Origin of the sequence: Streptomyces sp. WM6378, from assembly GCF_001279695.1 — a bacterium.
Classification (GTDB): domain Bacteria; phylum Actinomycetota; class Actinomycetes; order Streptomycetales; family Streptomycetaceae; genus Streptomyces.
Window position 1 is genome coordinate 17,766 of sequence record NZ_LGDD01000288.1, and the last position, 14,774, is coordinate 32,539.

At 72.4% G+C, this 14,774-nt stretch carries 11 protein-coding genes; 10 read left to right on the forward strand and 1 reads right to left on the reverse strand.

Annotation, left to right across the window (positions count from 1 at the left end):
• The first annotated feature begins 133 nt into the window (after window positions 1–133).
• The 9 genes from iolC to ADK54_RS21745 all read left to right on the forward strand — a co-directional run bounded on the left by iolC (window position 134) and on the right by ADK54_RS21745 (window position 12,486).
• Window positions 134–1,132, forward strand: coding sequence for a 5-dehydro-2-deoxygluconokinase (iolC, locus tag ADK54_RS21705; RefSeq protein WP_053727339.1), 999 nt, complete (start codon window positions 134–136; stop codon window positions 1,130–1,132).
• Complete coding sequence (locus ADK54_RS21710) at window positions 1,129–2,016, forward strand: Cgl0159 family (beta/alpha)8-fold protein (protein ID WP_053727340.1); 888 nt, start codon at window positions 1,129–1,131, stop codon at window positions 2,014–2,016. The genes iolC and ADK54_RS21710 overlap by 4 nt, the downstream gene beginning before the upstream one ends.
• Before the next feature lie 16 nt (window positions 2,017–2,032).
• Entirely contained in the window at window positions 2,033–2,848 is an 816-nt protein-coding gene (gene iolB, locus ADK54_RS21715; RefSeq protein WP_053727341.1) for a 5-deoxy-glucuronate isomerase, read from the forward strand.
• Window positions 2,803–4,728, forward strand: a complete 1,926-nt coding sequence (gene iolD, locus ADK54_RS21720; RefSeq protein WP_053727342.1) for a 3D-(3,5/4)-trihydroxycyclohexane-1,2-dione acylhydrolase (decyclizing) — start codon at window positions 2,803–2,805, stop codon at window positions 4,726–4,728. The genes iolB and iolD overlap by 46 nt, the downstream gene beginning before the upstream one ends.
• Before the next feature lie 14 nt (window positions 4,729–4,742).
• Entirely contained in the window at window positions 4,743–6,245 is a 1,503-nt protein-coding gene (mmsA, locus tag ADK54_RS21725; RefSeq protein WP_053727343.1) for a CoA-acylating methylmalonate-semialdehyde dehydrogenase, read from the forward strand.
• A gap of 411 nt (window positions 6,246–6,656) precedes the next feature.
• Window positions 6,657–8,054: an APC family permease gene (locus ADK54_RS21730; protein WP_053727344.1), complete on the forward strand. Its 1,398-nt coding sequence runs from the start codon at window positions 6,657–6,659 to the stop codon at window positions 8,052–8,054.
• Window positions 8,055–8,075: 21 nt separating this feature from the next.
• Entirely contained in the window at window positions 8,076–8,849 is a 774-nt protein-coding gene (locus ADK54_RS21735; RefSeq protein WP_053727345.1) for a maleylpyruvate isomerase family mycothiol-dependent enzyme, read from the forward strand.
• Between the two features lie 161 nt (window positions 8,850–9,010).
• Window positions 9,011–11,620 (forward strand): alpha/beta fold hydrolase, encoded by a 2,610-nt coding sequence (locus ADK54_RS21740; protein ID WP_053727346.1) that lies wholly within the window; start codon window positions 9,011–9,013, stop codon window positions 11,618–11,620.
• On the forward strand, window positions 11,617–12,486 hold the full coding sequence (locus ADK54_RS21745) for an ABC transporter permease (RefSeq protein WP_053727347.1): 870 nt from the start codon (window positions 11,617–11,619) through the stop codon (window positions 12,484–12,486). Before ADK54_RS21740 ends, ADK54_RS21745 begins: the two co-directional genes overlap by 4 nt.
• A 37-nt stretch (window positions 12,487–12,523) precedes the next feature.
• Here ADK54_RS21745 and ADK54_RS21750 read toward each other — a convergent pair whose 3' ends face one another.
• A complete protein-coding gene (locus ADK54_RS21750; RefSeq protein WP_053727348.1) occupies window positions 12,524–13,795 on the reverse strand; it encodes an aminotransferase class I/II-fold pyridoxal phosphate-dependent enzyme in 1,272 nt (423 codons plus the stop codon).
• Window positions 13,796–14,025: 230 nt separating this feature from the next.
• Between ADK54_RS21750 and ADK54_RS21755 the strand changes: the two genes are divergently transcribed.
• Window positions 14,026–14,610: an aldo/keto reductase gene (locus ADK54_RS21755; protein WP_267887027.1), complete on the forward strand. Its 585-nt coding sequence runs from the start codon at window positions 14,026–14,028 to the stop codon at window positions 14,608–14,610.
• The last annotated feature ends 164 nt before the right edge of the window (window positions 14,611–14,774 follow it).

Genomic DNA, 14,774 nt, shown 5'->3' on the forward strand with positions numbered 1-14,774 from the left:
GGGGGCCAGCCTTCCGGGGCCGCGGGAGGAGTGTCAAGGCTACGTCCGAATGTAAGGACAAAAGATTGACAGGGGTGGCGAACGACGACTAGACCTGGGTGCACCGGCGACCCGGCGACCCGAGGGGACGTGCATGGACGAGGCTCCGTACGGCACCGAGAACGGCAGTGAGCGCGACCCTGCGTACGACCTGATCACCATGGGCCGGATCGGAGTCGACCTCTACCCCTTGCAGACCGGCGTGTCGCTGGCGAAGGTCAGCTCGTTCGGCAAGTTCCTCGGCGGCTCGCCCTCCAACGTGGCGGTCGCCGCGGCCAGGCTCGGCTGCCGCACCGCCGTCGTCACCCGCACCGGGCGCGACCCCTTCGGCGAGTATCTCCGTACGGAACTGGGCGAGTTCGGGGTGGACGCGCGCTGGGTCACCCCCGTGGACGGGCTGCCCACGCCCGTCACGTTCTGCGAGGTGTTCCCGCCGGACGACTTCCCGCTGTACTTCTACCGGCTGCCCAAGGCCCCCGATCTGGAGCTGCGGGAGGGCGAGTTGGACCTCGCGGCGATCCGGGCGGCGCGGATCTTCTGGGTGACGGGGACGGGGCTGTGCGCCGAGCCCAGCCGGAGCGCGACGCTGGCCGCGCTGGGGGCGCGGGGCGCCCCCGAGAAGGTGGCCACCGTCTTCGACCTCGACTGGCGGCCCATGTTCTGGGCCGATCCCGAGGAGGCCCGGATCCATTATCGCGCTGCCCTCGCTCACGCCACCGTCGCCGTGGGCAACCTCGACGAGTGCGAGGTCGCGACGGGGACGCGCGAACCCCGGGCCGCCGCCGAGGCACTCCTCGCCGCGGGGGTCGAGCTCGCCGTCGTCAAGCAGGGCCCCAAGGGCGTGCTCGCCGTGCACCGCGACGGCACGGTCGCCGAGGTGCCGCCGGTGCCGGTCGACGTGGTCAACGGGCTCGGCGCGGGCGACGCGTTCGGCGGGGCGCTCTGTCACGGGCTGCTCGCGGGGTGGCCCCTCGAACGCGTCATGCGGTACGCCAACGCCGCCGGGGCCATCGTCGCCTCCCGGCTCGCCTGCTCCTCCGCGATGCCGTACCCCGCCGAGGTCGAGCGCGTCCTGGAAGGCGGCCGGGCGTGAGCGCCGAACTCGGACCCGGCGGGCTCGCCCGGCTGCGGGCCCGCCACCCCGAAGCCGTCGCCGAGGCCGCCGCCCGCCGGGTGCGCAGACCGCTGCTCCGCGGCGACGGCGGGCGGCTGATGGTGATCGCCGCCGACCATCCGGCCCGGGGCGCGCTCGGCGTCGGCGCCAACGGGCTCGCCATGGCCGACCGGGGCGACCTGCTCGACCGGCTCCGGCTCGCGCTCTCGCGGCCCGGCGTCGACGGCGTGCTCGCCGGCGCCGACGTCCTGGAGGACCTGCTGCTGCTCGGCGCCCTGGAGGACAAGGTCGTCATCGGCTCCATGAACCGCGGCGGCCTCGCCGGAGCCGCCTTCGAACTCGACGACCGCTTCACCGGCCACCGCGCCCAGGACCTCGACCGGCTCGGCTTCGACGCGGGAAAACTCCTGCTCAGGATCGACTACGAGGACGCCGGTTCGCTCGACACGCTGCACGCGGCGGCCCGCGCCGTCGACGAGATGGCCGAGCGCCGACTCCCGGTATTCGTCGAGCCGTTCATCTGCCATCGCCGAGGAGGACGGATTCGCAACGACCTCTCCGCCGAGGCCGTCACCCGGTCCATCGCCATCGCCTCGGGCCTCGCCGGCACCTCCGCGTACACCTGGCTGAAGGTGCCCGTCACCGAGAACCCGGACGACATGGCCGAGGTCATGGCCGCCAGCACGCTGCCCGCGGTGCTGCTCGGCGGCGACATAGGGGACGACCAGGACGCGGCCTTCGAGAAGTGGCGCGGGGCGCTGCACCTGCCCACCGTGCAGGGCCTGGTCGCAGGGCGCTCGCTGCTCTATCCGGCCGACGGCGATGTGGCGGCGGCCGTCGATACCGCCGTCGGGCTGCTGTAGGGGGTAGGAGTCGGACATGGATCACCAAGGACTGCTCGTACGGGCCGGGGACGCGGCCCGCGATGCGTATGCCGTAGACATCGACCCCGAGCGGGCGGGGTGGAGGTATTCCTCCCTGCGCGTGCTCGACCTGCCGCCGGGCGGCTCGCACCGCCTTGACTCCGGGGACAGCGAGTGGCTCGTGGTGCCGCTCGACGGCGGCTGTACGGTGCGCACCGACGGACAGGCCCTCGAACTGCTCGGCCGCAAGGGCGTGTTCGAAGGACCGACCGACTTCGCCTATGTGCCGCGTGACGCGCACACCCAGATCACCTCCGGCGCGGGAGGCCGTTTCGCCCTGGCAGGAGCGCGGTGCGAGCGACGACTCCCCGCTCGCCGCGGCCCCGCGCCGGAGGTACCCGTCGAAGCGAGGGGCTCCGGAAACTGTTCCCGTACGGTCCGCAACTTCGCCTCGGCGGACGCCTTCGCCTGCGACCGGCTCATCGCCGTGGAGGTGATCACACCCGGCGGCAACTGGTCCTCGTACCCGCCGCACAAGCACGACGAGCACCTGCCCGGCCGGGAGAGCGAGCTGGAGGAGATCTACTACTTCGCGTTCGAGCGCCCCGGCGGCTACGGCTACCAGCGGATCTCGCCGTCCCGCGACGGCGGCGCCGACCTCCTCGCCGAGGTGCGCACCGGTGACGCCGTGCTCGTGCCGGACGGCTGGCACGGGCCGTCCATCGCCCAGCCCGGCAACGCCATGTACTACCTGAACGTGATGGCGGGCCCGGGGCAGGAACGGGAGTGGAAGATCTCCTTCCACCCCGACCACGTGGAGGGATACCAGTGACCGGTACGACGCGCCGCCTCACCACCGCACAGGCGCTGATCGCCTTCCTGGCCCGCCAGTACACCGCCCGCGACGGCGTCAACCACCGTCTGATCGCCGCCACTTGGGGCATCTTCGGGCACGGCAACGTCGCCGGGATCGGGCAGGCGCTCCTCGAATCCGGGCCTGACACGATGCCCTTCCATCAGGGCCGCAACGAGCAGGCCATGGTGCACGCCGCCGTCGGCCACGCCCGCCAGTCCGGCCGGCTCTCCGCGCACGCCGTGACCACCTCCATCGGCCCCGGCGCCACCAACCTGGTCACGGGCGCGGCCCTGGCCACCATCAACCACCTCCCGGTGCTGCTCCTGCCCGGCGACACCTTCGCCGGCCGCCCCGCCGATCCGGTCCTTCAACAGCTCGAAGTCCCGTACGCGGGCGACGTGTCGGTCAACGACTGCCTGCGCCCGGTCTCCCGCTACTTCGACCGCGTCACCCGCCCCGAGGCGCTGATCCCGGCCGCCCTGAACGCGATGGGCGTCCTGACCGACCCCGCGAACACCGGCGCCGTCACGCTCGCACTGCCGCAGGACGTCCAGGCGCAGGCGTACGACTGGCCGGAGGAGTTCTTCCGGGAGCGGGTCTGGCAGGTGCGGGCCCCGGCCGTCGACCCCGATGAACTGGCAGGAGCGGTACGCGAGTTGGGGCAGGCCCGGCGGCCGCTGATCGTCGCCGGGGGCGGGGTGCGGCACGCCCTGGCGCAGGACGTGCTCGGCGCGTTCGCCGAGGACACCGGCATCCCGGTCGCGAGCACCCAGGCGGGCAAGGGCGCGCTGCTCCACGACCACCCCCGCGACGTCGGCGGCATCGGCCACACCGGCACGGCCGCCGCCGACGAACTGGCCCGCACCGCCGACGTGGTGCTCGGCGTCGGCACCCGCTGGACCGACTTCACGACCGCCTCCGCCACCCTCTTCCAGAACCCGGACGTCCGCTTCGTCAACCTGAACGTCCGCTCCGCCGACGCGCTCAAGATGGGCGGCCGGCAACTGGTCGGGGACGCCCGCACGGGCCTGGCCGCCCTGCACGAGGCGCTGAAGGGGTACCAAGTACCGGCGGCGTACGAGGCCGAGTGCGCGCGGCTGAAGGCGGCGTGGGAGGCGCGGGTGGACGCCGCCTACACGCCCGCGTCCGACGACGCGCGCCCCACCCAGGCCCAAGTCCTCGGCGTACTCGACACGTTGGTCACCGGGGACGACATCCTGATCAACGCGGCGGGCTCGCTCCCCGGCGACCTCCACAAGCTGTGGCGGACCCGCTCGCGCGACCAGTACCACGTCGAATACGGCTACTCCTGCATGGGCTACGAGATCCCCGCCGCCATCGGAGTCGCCCTCGCGGCGCCCGGGCGGCCGGTGTGGGCCCTGGTCGGCGACGGTACGTACCTGATGAATCCGACCGAAATCGTCACCGCCGTGCAGGAGAACATCCCCATCAAGGTGGTGATCCTCCAAAACCATGGGTACGCCTCGATCGGCGGGCTCTCGGATGCGGTGGGGGGTGAGCGGTTCGGCACGGCGTACCGGTTCCGCGCGCCGGACGGGACGTACGGCGGTGCTCCGCTGCCGGTCGACCTGGCGGCCAACGCGGCCTCGCTCGGGATGCGGGTGCTGCGCGCCGAAACGGTGCGTGACCTGCGGGAAGCCCTCGCGCAGGCGCGCCGCTCGGACGTCCCCACATGTGTCTACGTGGAGACCGAAACGCCCGACACAGTGTCGGGCCCGCCCCCGGCCCAGGCGTGGTGGGATGTGCCCGTGGCCGAGACCGCGACCCGCACGTCGGCGGTCACGGCCCGCGAGGAGTACGAACGGCACGTCACCGCCCGACGCCGCCATCTGTGAAGGAGCACTTGGACATGACGAAGACCGTCCACCACTGGATCGGTGGCAAGACAGTCGAGGGCACGTCGGGCAGCTTCGGCCCGGTGACCGACCCGGCGACCGGCGCGGTCACCACGCAGGTCGCCTTCGCGTCGGTGGAGGAGGTGGACCAGGCCGTGGCCACCGCCAAGACGGCGTACGCCACCTGGGGCACGTCCTCGCTGGCCCAGCGCACCACCGTCCTCTTCAAGTTCCGGGCGCTGCTCGACGCGAACCGGGACGCCATCGCCGAGCTGATCACCGCCGAGCACGGCAAGGTGCACTCGGACGCGCTCGGCGAGGTCGCCCGCGGTCTGGAGATCGTGGACCTGGCCTGCGGCATCACCACGCAGCTCAAGGGCGAGCTGTCCACGCAGGTCTCCAGCCGGGTCGACGTGGCCTCCATCCGCCAGCCGCTGGGCGTCGTCGCGGGCATCACGCCGTTCAACTTCCCGGCGATGGTGCCGATGTGGATGTTCCCGCTCGCCATCGCGTGCGGCAACACGTTCATCCTGAAGCCCTCGGAGAAGGACCCGTCGGCGTCGATGAAGATCGCCGAACTGCTCGCCGAGGCGGGCCTGCCCGACGGCGTCTTCAACGTCCTGCACGGCGACAAGGTGGCCGTCGACGCGCTGCTCGCCCACCCGGACGTGGCCGCGATCTCCTTCGTCGGCTCGACCCCGATCGCCCGCTACATCCACACCACCGCCTCCGCGAACGGCAAGCGGGTGCAGGCGCTCGGCGGCGCCAAGAACCACATGCTGGTCCTTCCGGACGCCGACCTGGACGCGGCGGCCGACGCCGCCGTCTCGGCCGCGTACGGCTCGGCGGGCGAGCGCTGCATGGCGATCTCCGCGGTGGTCGCCGTCGGCGCGATCGGCGACGAACTGGTGGAGAAGATCCGCGAGCGGGCCGAGAAGATCAAGATCGGCCCCGGCAACGACCCGGCGTCCGAGATGGGCCCGCTGATCACCGCGGCCCATCGCGACAAGGTCGCGTCGTACGTCGCGGGCGCGGCCGCCCAGGGCTCCGAGATCGTCCTGGACGGCACCGGCTACACCGTCGAGGGCTTCGAGAACGGTCACTGGATCGGCCTGTCCCTCCTGGACCACGTGCCCACCTCGGCCGACGCCTACCGGGACGAGATCTTCGGCCCGGTCCTGTGCGTGCTGCGCGCCGAGACGTACGAGGAGGGCCTGGCGCTGATCAACGCCTCCCCGTTCGGCAACGGCACCGCGATCTTCACCCGGGACGGCGGCGCGGCCCGCCGCTTCCAGCTGGAGGTCGAGGCCGGCATGGTCGGCGTGAACGTGCCGATCCCGGTGCCGGTGGGCTACCACTCCTTCGGCGGCTGGAAGGACTCGCTCTTCGGCGACCACCACATCTACGGCAACGACGGCACGCACTTCTACACCCGGGGCAAGGTCGTCACAACCCGCTGGCCGGACCCGGCCGACGGCCCGTCGGGCGTGGACCTGGGCTTCCCGCGGAACCACTGACCGCCTGATCCGCCACGGCCGCCGCCCGCCCCCTGAAGAAAGGGGTGCGGGCGGCGGCCGTCGCCGTACCCGGCCGGTCGAGCGGCAACCGGAGCGTCCGTACGCGTCAGTACGCGCCCGTACCGGTCCGTACGCGTCCGTACCGCGGAAAGTTGCCGACGAACTTCGGCCCGCGCGCTGCGGTTCCCGTACCGGCCGAACTTCATGCCTTGACGCGTTCTTGACGCCGAAAACCGGCGTTCAGGCGGGACGGATCTTCGGATTCCGCAGGTAACCCGCTATTGACCTGCGGTTCTGCGAAGGATTCCATGACGTCCACCCGGGAGCCACCGAACCACTTTCACCACCCCGCCTCTGGAGGCGATACCGCTCCCGCGCATCGGAACCGCACCAGTCGATCGGAACCGCACGATGACGGAAACGCTCAGCGCCCCCCAGGCGCTCGCCCCCGCGACCGGCCCCACCCCGCAGAAGCTCAAGCGTTCCATCGGCGTCGTGGGCGGCACCCTCCTCACGCTGTCCTGCGTGACGCCCGCCTCCACCCTGTTCGTCGTCGTGCCCGACCTCTTCGCCACCCTCGGCACCTACACCGCGCTCACCATCGCGATCGGCTCGCTGCTCTGTATCGGCGTCGCCTTCTGCTACTCGGAACTGGGCACCCTCATCCCCAGCGCCGGCGGCGAGTACGCCATGGTGTCGACGATGGCGGGGCGGCTCGCCGGCTGGCTGGTGTTCGTCCTCTCGCTGCTCGTCGTGATGATCGTGCCGCCCGTCATCGCGATGGGCACCGCCGACTACCTCGCGCCGATCGTGCACATACCGGCGCCGCTGGCCGGCGCCGGCGTCATGCTGCTCGCCACCCTGGCCGGCCTGCTCGACCTGCGCGCCAACGCCTGGATCACCGGAATCTTCCTCGTACTCGAAGTCGTCGCGGCCGGAGTCGTCGCCGTACTCGGCTTCGCCCACAGCGAGCGCGGCGCCTCGGCCCTCGTGCACGGCTCGGTCGCCACGGACGGCGGTGCGCCGTCCACGGTCACCGCGATGATGGTGATCTCCGGACTCGCCATCGCCCTCTTCATCACCCAGGGCTTCTCGACCGCCGTGTACCTGTCGGAGGAGCTGGAGCACCCGCGGCGCAACGTCGCCCGCACCGTGCTCGCCACCCTCGCCATCTCAACCGCCGTGATCCTGGTGCCCGTTGTGGCCATCACGATGGGCGCCCCCGATCTCGCGGCGCTCACCAGCGGCAACCTCAGCGACATGGTCGCCGCCTGGTCGAACTCCGCGGTCGGCACCTTCGTCAGCCTCTGCGTCGCGCTCGCCATCATCAACGCGGGCATCGTCATGGTCATCCAGAACTCCCGCGTCCTGTTCGCCTCCGCCCGCGACAAGGCCTGGCCCGAGCCGGTCAACCGGGGCCTGTCGCGGCTCGGCCGGTTCGGCTCCCCGTGGGTGGCCACCCTCCTGGTCGGCGTCCCCGGCGCGGCCCTGTGCTTCGTCAAGCTCGACACCCTCTACGGCGTCACCGGCGTCTCCGTCACCGCCATGTACCTGCTGGTCGCGGTCGCCGCCCTGCTCTGCCGGCGCGGCTCGCACAAGGACGTCCCGGCCTGGCGGATGCCGCTGTGGCCCGCGGTGCCGGTCCTCCTCATCGCCGTACTCGCCTACATCCTGACCCAGCAGGAGACCCAGTACCTGCTGTGGACCGGCGGCATCACCGCGGTCGCCACCCTGTACTGGGCGCTGTACCTGCGGCCGCGCCGCGAGACCCGCTGGCTGGTGAGCATCCCCGAGGACGCCCGGGTCTGAGGCATTGCCTAGGGTGGGTCCATGACTCTTGAACATGCGACGTACTGCGACGAACTCGTCCGTCAGACCGCTGAGTTGAGGTCCCACCTGTCCGGCGCGGACCTCTCGGCGAAGGTGCCGACCTGTCCCGACTGGACCCTGCGCGAACTCGCCCGGCACGTGGGCGGAGCGCACCGCTGGGTCCACCAGATCGTGAGCACCAAGGCCACCGAGCCCGTCTCGCCGGAGCAGGTGGCAGGCCGCGGCGGACCCGAGAGCGACGACGCGGCCGCCCTGGACGCGTGGCTGGCCGAGGGCGCCGAGCTCTGTGCCGCGGCGCTGCGGGACGCCGGGCCCGACCTGGAGGTCTGGTCCTGGGCGGGCATGACGCCCGCCTCCTTCTGGTCGCGCCGGATGACCCACGAGACCGTCGTGCACCGCGCGGACGCGGCCGGCGCGGTGGGCGCGGCGTACACGCTGCCCGCCGACGTGGCGGCCGACGCCCTCGACGAGTGGCTCGGCATCATCGACTTCGCCCGGGCGTTCAAGCGCTCCGAGACCCCGCTCGGCGAGCCCGGCCAGTCCCTGCACCTGCACGCGACGGACGCCCCCGGCGCCGAGTGGCTCATCGAGATCGGCGAGGACGGTTTCACCTGGCGCCGCGCCCACGACAAGGCGACGGTGGCGCTGCGCGGCCCGCTCGCCGACGTACTGCGCGTCTTCTACCGCCGGCTGCCCACCGACACCCCGACCGTCGAGGTCCTCGGCGACGCGGCCGTGCTGGACCGCTGGCTGAGCGGGGCGTCGTTCGGCTGAGCCCGTGCGACGGCGGCCGGCGCGTCGACCAGGGAGCGCCCACTACTCCCGCTGCGGTACGGGACGGTGCGACCGTACTCCCCGGGTACAGCAGGCACTTCCACCCAGCGGCAGGCTCCGTTGTCGGTGCGGGCGCATACCGTTGGGGGATGGAGATCAGCATGCGCAGACGCCGATGGCGGGTGGCCGCGGGGGCGGCCGCCCTGGCCGCGCTCGCCGGGGCCGGCGTCTGGAGTGCCGCGGGCGCCTCGGGCGCCCCCGCCGTGCACCGTGAGGACCAGGTGCTCGACATGCCCGGAGCGAAGATCGACACCTCGTTCTTCACGGCGGGCAGCGCCAAGGACAAGCGGCCCGCCGTGCTGATCGGACACGGCTTCGGCGGCAGCAAGGACGAGGTGAAGGGCCAGGCCGAGCAGCTCGCGCGGGACGGGTACGCGGTCATGACGTGGTCCGCGCGCGGCTTCGGCAAGTCCAGCGGCCAGATCGGGCTCAATGACCCGCAGTTCGAGGTCAAGGACGTGTCGCGGCTCATCGACTGGCTGGCCAAGAGGCCCGAGGTGCGGCTCGACGGTGCGGGCGACCCGCGCGTGGGCGTGACCGGGGTGTCGTACGGCGGGGCGATCTCGCTGCTCGCCGCCGGGTACGACAAGCGGGTCGACGCGATCGCCCCTGAGATGACGTACTGGAACCTGTCGGACGTCTTCTTCCCCGACGGCGTCTACAAGAAGCTCTGGGCGGGGATCTTCGTCTCCACGGCCGGCGGCTGCCAGAAGTTCGAGCCGCGGATCTGCGCGATGTACGACCGGGTCGCGACCGCCGGGCAGCCGGACGACGAGGCTGAAAAACTCCTTGAGTCCAAGAGCCCGTCCGCCGTGGGCGACCGGATCAAGGTGCCGGCGCTGATCATGCAGGGCCAGACCGACTCGCTGTTCCCGCTCGGCCAGGCCGATGCCATGGCAAAGCGGATCGCCGCCAACGGCGCCCCTGTGTCCGTCGACTGGATCGCGGGCGGCCACGACGGCGGCGACCGCGAGACCGGCCGCACCCAGGCCCGCGTCACCCAGTGGTTCGACCGGTACTTGAAGGACGACAAGGGCGCCGACACCGGGCCCGCCTTCCGCGTCACGCGTACCGGAGGCGTCAACTCCACCGATGGCGCCGCCCAGTTGAGGGGAGCGAGCGGCGGCAGCTACCCCGGCCTGGAGAGCGGGCGCCAGGCGATCGCGCTGACCGGCCGCGAGCAGAGCTTCGACAACCCGCCGGGCGGCGCACCGCCCGCGATCTCGGCCGTGCCCGGCCTCGGCACGGGCCTGTCCGGCCTGTCCTCCCTCGGCGTCGGCCTCTCCCTCGACTTCCCCGGCCAGTACGCCAGGTTCGACTCGGCGCCCCTGAAGACCGGCGTCCACGTCACCGGCTCGCCGACCGTCGAGCTCAAGGTGAAGTCGAGCGGCGACACCGCCGTGCTCTTCGGGAAGGTGTACGACGTCGGCCCCGACGGCAAGCAGCAGGTCCTGCCCTCCCAGCTCGTCGCCCCGATACGGGTCGACGGCGCCAAGGGCGGGAAGACCGTCGAGCTGACGCTGCCCGCCGTCGACCACAACGTCGAGGCGGGCCACCGCCTTCGCCTCGTCGTGGCCGCCACCGACCTCGGTTTCGCCTCCCCGGCCGCGCCCGCCACGTACACCGTCTCGCTGGACGGCGGCGGCCTGAGCGTGCCCACCGTGCCCGCCGCGCGCACCGCCTCCGCGGGCCTGTCCTGGTGGGTGTGGGGGCTGCCGCTCGCCGGGGCCCTCATCGGCGGCGCGCTCCTGGTCACCCGGCGCACCCACACCCCCGCGCCCGACCCGGAGCTGGCCCAAGTCCCGCTCCAGATCGCCGACTTGACCAAGAAGTACGCCAAGTCCAGCGATCGGTACGCGGTGCGCGAGCTGTCCTTCCGGGTGGAGAAGGGGCAGGTGCTCGGCCTGCTCGGGCCCAATGGCGCGGGCAAGACCACCACGCTGCGCATGCTCATGGGCCTCATCCGGCCCGACGGCGGCGAGATCCGGGTGTTCGGCCATGCCATCCGGCCGGGCTCGCCCGTCCTGTCCAGGGTCGGCGCGTTCGTCGAGGGCGCGGGCTTCCTGCCGCACCTGTCGGGCCGCGAGAACCTGGAGCTGTACTGGGCGGCGACCGGCCGCCCCGCCGAGGATTCCCGCATCGAGGAGGCCCTGGAGATCGCCGGCCTGGGCGACGCCCTCCAGCGCGCGGTCCGCACGTACTCGCAGGGCATGCGGCAGCGGCTCGCCATCGCGCAGGCCATGCTCGGCATGCCGGACCTGCTGATCCTCGACGAGCCGACCAACGGGCTCGACCCGCCCCAGATCCGCGAGATGCGGGACGTGATGATCCGGTACGCGGAGGGCGGCCGCACCGTGATCGTCTCCAGCCACCTCCTGTCGGAGGTCGAGCAGTCCTGTACGCATCTGGTGGTGATGGACCGCGGCCGGCTCGTCCAGGCGGGCCCCGTCGCCGAGATCACCGGCGCGAGCGACACGCTGCTCGTCACGACGGCCGGATCGGTGGCCGAGGCCGTCGTGGACAAGGTGGCGGCCCTGCCCGGCATCGGCTCGGCGCTGCGCACCGACGAGGGCCTCCTGATCCGCCTCGAAGGGGCGACCGCCACCGAGCTCATCGCCGAACTCCTGCGCCTGGACGTGCAGTTGACCGGCGTCGGCCCGCACCGCCGCCTGGAGGACGCGTTCCTCACCCTGATCGGAGGTTCCGCATGACCACGCTGATGGAGTCCCCGTCGGGCGAGACGGCCCCCGGCTACCGGGCCCGGCGCACCCTGCCCCTGCGTGTCGAGGCCCTACGGCAGCTCAAGCGCCGGCGCACCCTGGTCATGGGCGCGGTGCTCGGCGCGCTGCCGTTCGTCCTGATCGTCGCCTTCGCCATCGGCGGCAGCCCGAGCAGCCGCAACGGCCGCATCACGCTGATGGACACGGCGACCGCGTCCGGCGCCAACTTCGCCGCGACCTGCCTGTTCGTGTCGGCGGGCTTCCTGCTCGTGGTGCCGGTCGCGCTGTTCTGCGGCGACACGGTGGCCTCGGAGGCGAGCTGGTCCTCGCTGCGCTATCTGCTCGCGGCGCCGGTGCCCCGGGCGCGGCTGCTGTGGTCGAAGCTGGCGGTGGCGCTCGCCTTCAGCGCGGCGGCCATCGTGCTGCTGCCCGTGGTGGCGCTCGCGGCGGGCACGGCGGTGTACGGCTGGGGGCCGCTCCAGATCCCGACGGGCGGCTCGCTGGGCTCGGGCGAGGCCATACCCCGGCTCGCGATCGCCGTCGCCTTCGTCTTCGTGTCCCAGCTGGTCACGGCGGCGCTCGCGTTCTGGCTCTCCACGAGGACGGACGCGCCGCTCGGCGCGGTCGGCGGCGCGGTGGGCCTGACCATCGTCGGCAACGTCCTGGACGCGGTGACGGCGCTCGGCGACTGGCGGGACTTCCTGCCCGCGCACTGGCAGTTCGCCTGGGCCGACGCCCTCCAGCCGCACCTGGAGTGGGGCGGCATGCTGAAGGGCTCGGCGGTGTCGGTGGCGTACGCGCTCGTACTGTTCGCGCTGGCCTTCCGCGGGTTCGCCCGCAAGGACATCGTGTCGTAGGCCCGGGGTCCTTGCGGGCGGGGCTCTCGCGGGGCGGTCAGGCCGCCAGGAGCTTCTCGTACCCGACGAGCCGCACGCAGGCCGTGAGCCCCAGGATCGCCTGCTCCAGCTCCGCCAGGCCCGGGTAGCTGGGCGCGATGCGGATGACGGCGTCCTTCGGGTCGTTGCCGTACGGGTGCGTCGCACCGGCCGGGGTCAGCACGACGCCCGCCTCGCCGGCCCGCTTCACGACCTCCTTCGCGCAGCCCTCGGGGACCTCAAGGGTGACGAAGTAGCCGCCCTGGGGGAGCGTCCAGCTCGCGAGGCCGGTGCCGCCGAGCTCGCTCTCCAGGATCCGCTGGACGGTCTCGAACTTCGGCTGCAGCAGGGCGCGCTGGCGCTCCATGTGGGCACGGACGCCGTCCGCGTCCCGCAGGAACAGGACGTGGCGCAGCTGGTTGATCTTGTCGGGGCCGATCGAGCGCTTGGAGTTGTTGGCGAGCAGCCACTGCACGTTGGCGGGCGAGGAGCCGAAGAAGGCGACGCCCGCGCCCGCGGCCGTGATCTTCGAGGTGGAGCCGAAGACGAACGCGCGGTCCGCGTGACCGGCCGCCGCGCAGGCGCCGAGCAGGTCGGCGATCTCGGTGGGCTCGTCGGTCAGGTGGTGGGCGGCGTACGCGTTGTCCCAGAAGATCCGGAAGTCGGGGGCCGCGGTCTCCATGCGGGCCAGCCGCGCCACGGTCTCGTCGCTGTAGCTGACGCCGCTCGGGTTGCTGTACTTCGGCACGCACCAGATGCCCTTGATGCCCGCGTCCTCGGCGACCAGGCGCTCCACGACGTCCATGTCCGGGCCCGCGTCGGTCATCGGCACCGGGATCATCTCGATGCCGAAGCGCTCGCACAGCGCGAAGTGCCGGTCGTAGCCCGGCACCGGGCACAGGAACGCGAGCCGCTCCTGGTCCACCCAGTGGGACTCGGCGCCGGGGACGACGCTCAGCATCGCGTGCACGAGGCAGTCGTGCATGAGCTCCAGGCTGGAGTTGCCCGCGGCGAGCAGCTGCCCGGCCGGCACCTGGAGCACCTCGGCGAAGATCTCCCGGAGCTCCATGAGGCCCTGGAGGCCGCCGTAGTTGCGTACGTCCGTGCCGTCGGCGGAGGTGTAGCGGCCGCCGGGCAGGCTGAGCAGGTCCTCGGAGAGGTCGAGCTGCTCGGGTGCGGGCTTGCCCCGGGTGAGGTCGAGCTTGAGGCCGCGGGCCGCAAGCGCCGCGTAGTCCTGCCGGGCCTGGTCGAGCAGCCCGGCCAGGGCGTCGGAGCTCAACTCGGTGGTCATGGTGTTTCCTCTCGCGGGGCCGCGCGTGCGTGGAACGGCATCGGGTGGGTGCGCCCTGTCGAGCTTACAAAGAGCCCCCTGAGGGCCGGACGACCGGCTTCCTCCCGCCCGTACGGAAGCGGAATACGGGAGAATCGGGGGGCTGGAACTTCAGGGAGTGACGGAAGGGGAGCTGAACGCGACATGAGGTATCGCGAACTCGGCACCGGGGGCCCGACCGCGAGGAGACGGTGGGCGCCATGGCCGAACTGGTCGCCGAGGGCAAGATCGGCCACCTCGCGCTGAGCGAGATCAGCGTCGACACCTTGCGCAAGGCGCATGCCGAACACCCCATCGCCGCCGTGCAGTTGGAGTACTCGCTGTTCACCCGGGACGTCGTCGAGGGCGCCGTGCTGGACGCGTGCCGCGAGCTGGGGATCGGCGTGGTCGCGTACAGCCCGCTGGGCCGCGGCATGCTCGCCGGCGGCATCACCTCCACGGCCGACCTGGACGGCGCGGACAACCGCAGGCGCTGGCCGCGCTTCGCCGAGGAGAACATCGGGCACAACCTGGCCCTCGTGGACGCGGTGCGCGCCGTCGCCGCCGACCTCGGCTGCACACCGGGCCAGGCCGCCCTGGCCTGGCTGCTCGCGCAGGGCGAGGACATCGTCCCGATCCCCGGCACGAAGAAGCGCCGCTACGTCGAGGAGAACGCGGCGTCGGCCGAGCTCACCCTGACCCCGGACCAGGTGGCCCGGCTGACCCGTGCCGTCCCCGAGGGCGCGGTCGCTGGGGGCCGCTACCCGGACGCGGCGCTGGCGAGGCTGGGGCACTGAGGGGGCGGGGCGCGCGGCTCGGGTGGTGCGGGTCGGCCGGATCTCGCGGTGCCGCGCCGCAGGTCGTACTGTCCAAGCCGGGACGATCTCTCTACCGTGGGTTGTCCAGTGCCGAGGTGACCTCGGAACATCCGCTGACACCGTTCGCGTGCGCGACACAAAGG

Coding starts and splice junctions, on each gene's coding strand:
- iolC (WP_053727339.1), top strand. CDS start 134: ATGGACGAGGCTCCGTACGGCACCGAGAACGGCAGTGAGCGCGACCCT.
- ADK54_RS21745 (WP_053727347.1), top strand. CDS start 11,617: ATGACCACGCTGATGGAGTCCCCGTCGGGCGAGACGGCCCCCGGCTAC.
- ADK54_RS21730 (WP_053727344.1), top strand. CDS start 6,657: ATGACGGAAACGCTCAGCGCCCCCCAGGCGCTCGCCCCCGCGACCGGC.
- iolB (WP_053727341.1), top strand. CDS start 2,033: ATGGATCACCAAGGACTGCTCGTACGGGCCGGGGACGCGGCCCGCGAT.
- ADK54_RS21735 (WP_053727345.1), top strand. CDS start 8,076: ATGACTCTTGAACATGCGACGTACTGCGACGAACTCGTCCGTCAGACC.
- mmsA (WP_053727343.1), top strand. CDS start 4,743: ATGACGAAGACCGTCCACCACTGGATCGGTGGCAAGACAGTCGAGGGC.
- ADK54_RS21750 (WP_053727348.1), bottom strand. CDS start 13,795: ATGACCACCGAGTTGAGCTCCGACGCCCTGGCCGGGCTGCTCGACCAG.
- ADK54_RS21740 (WP_053727346.1), top strand. CDS start 9,011: ATGCGCAGACGCCGATGGCGGGTGGCCGCGGGGGCGGCCGCCCTGGCC.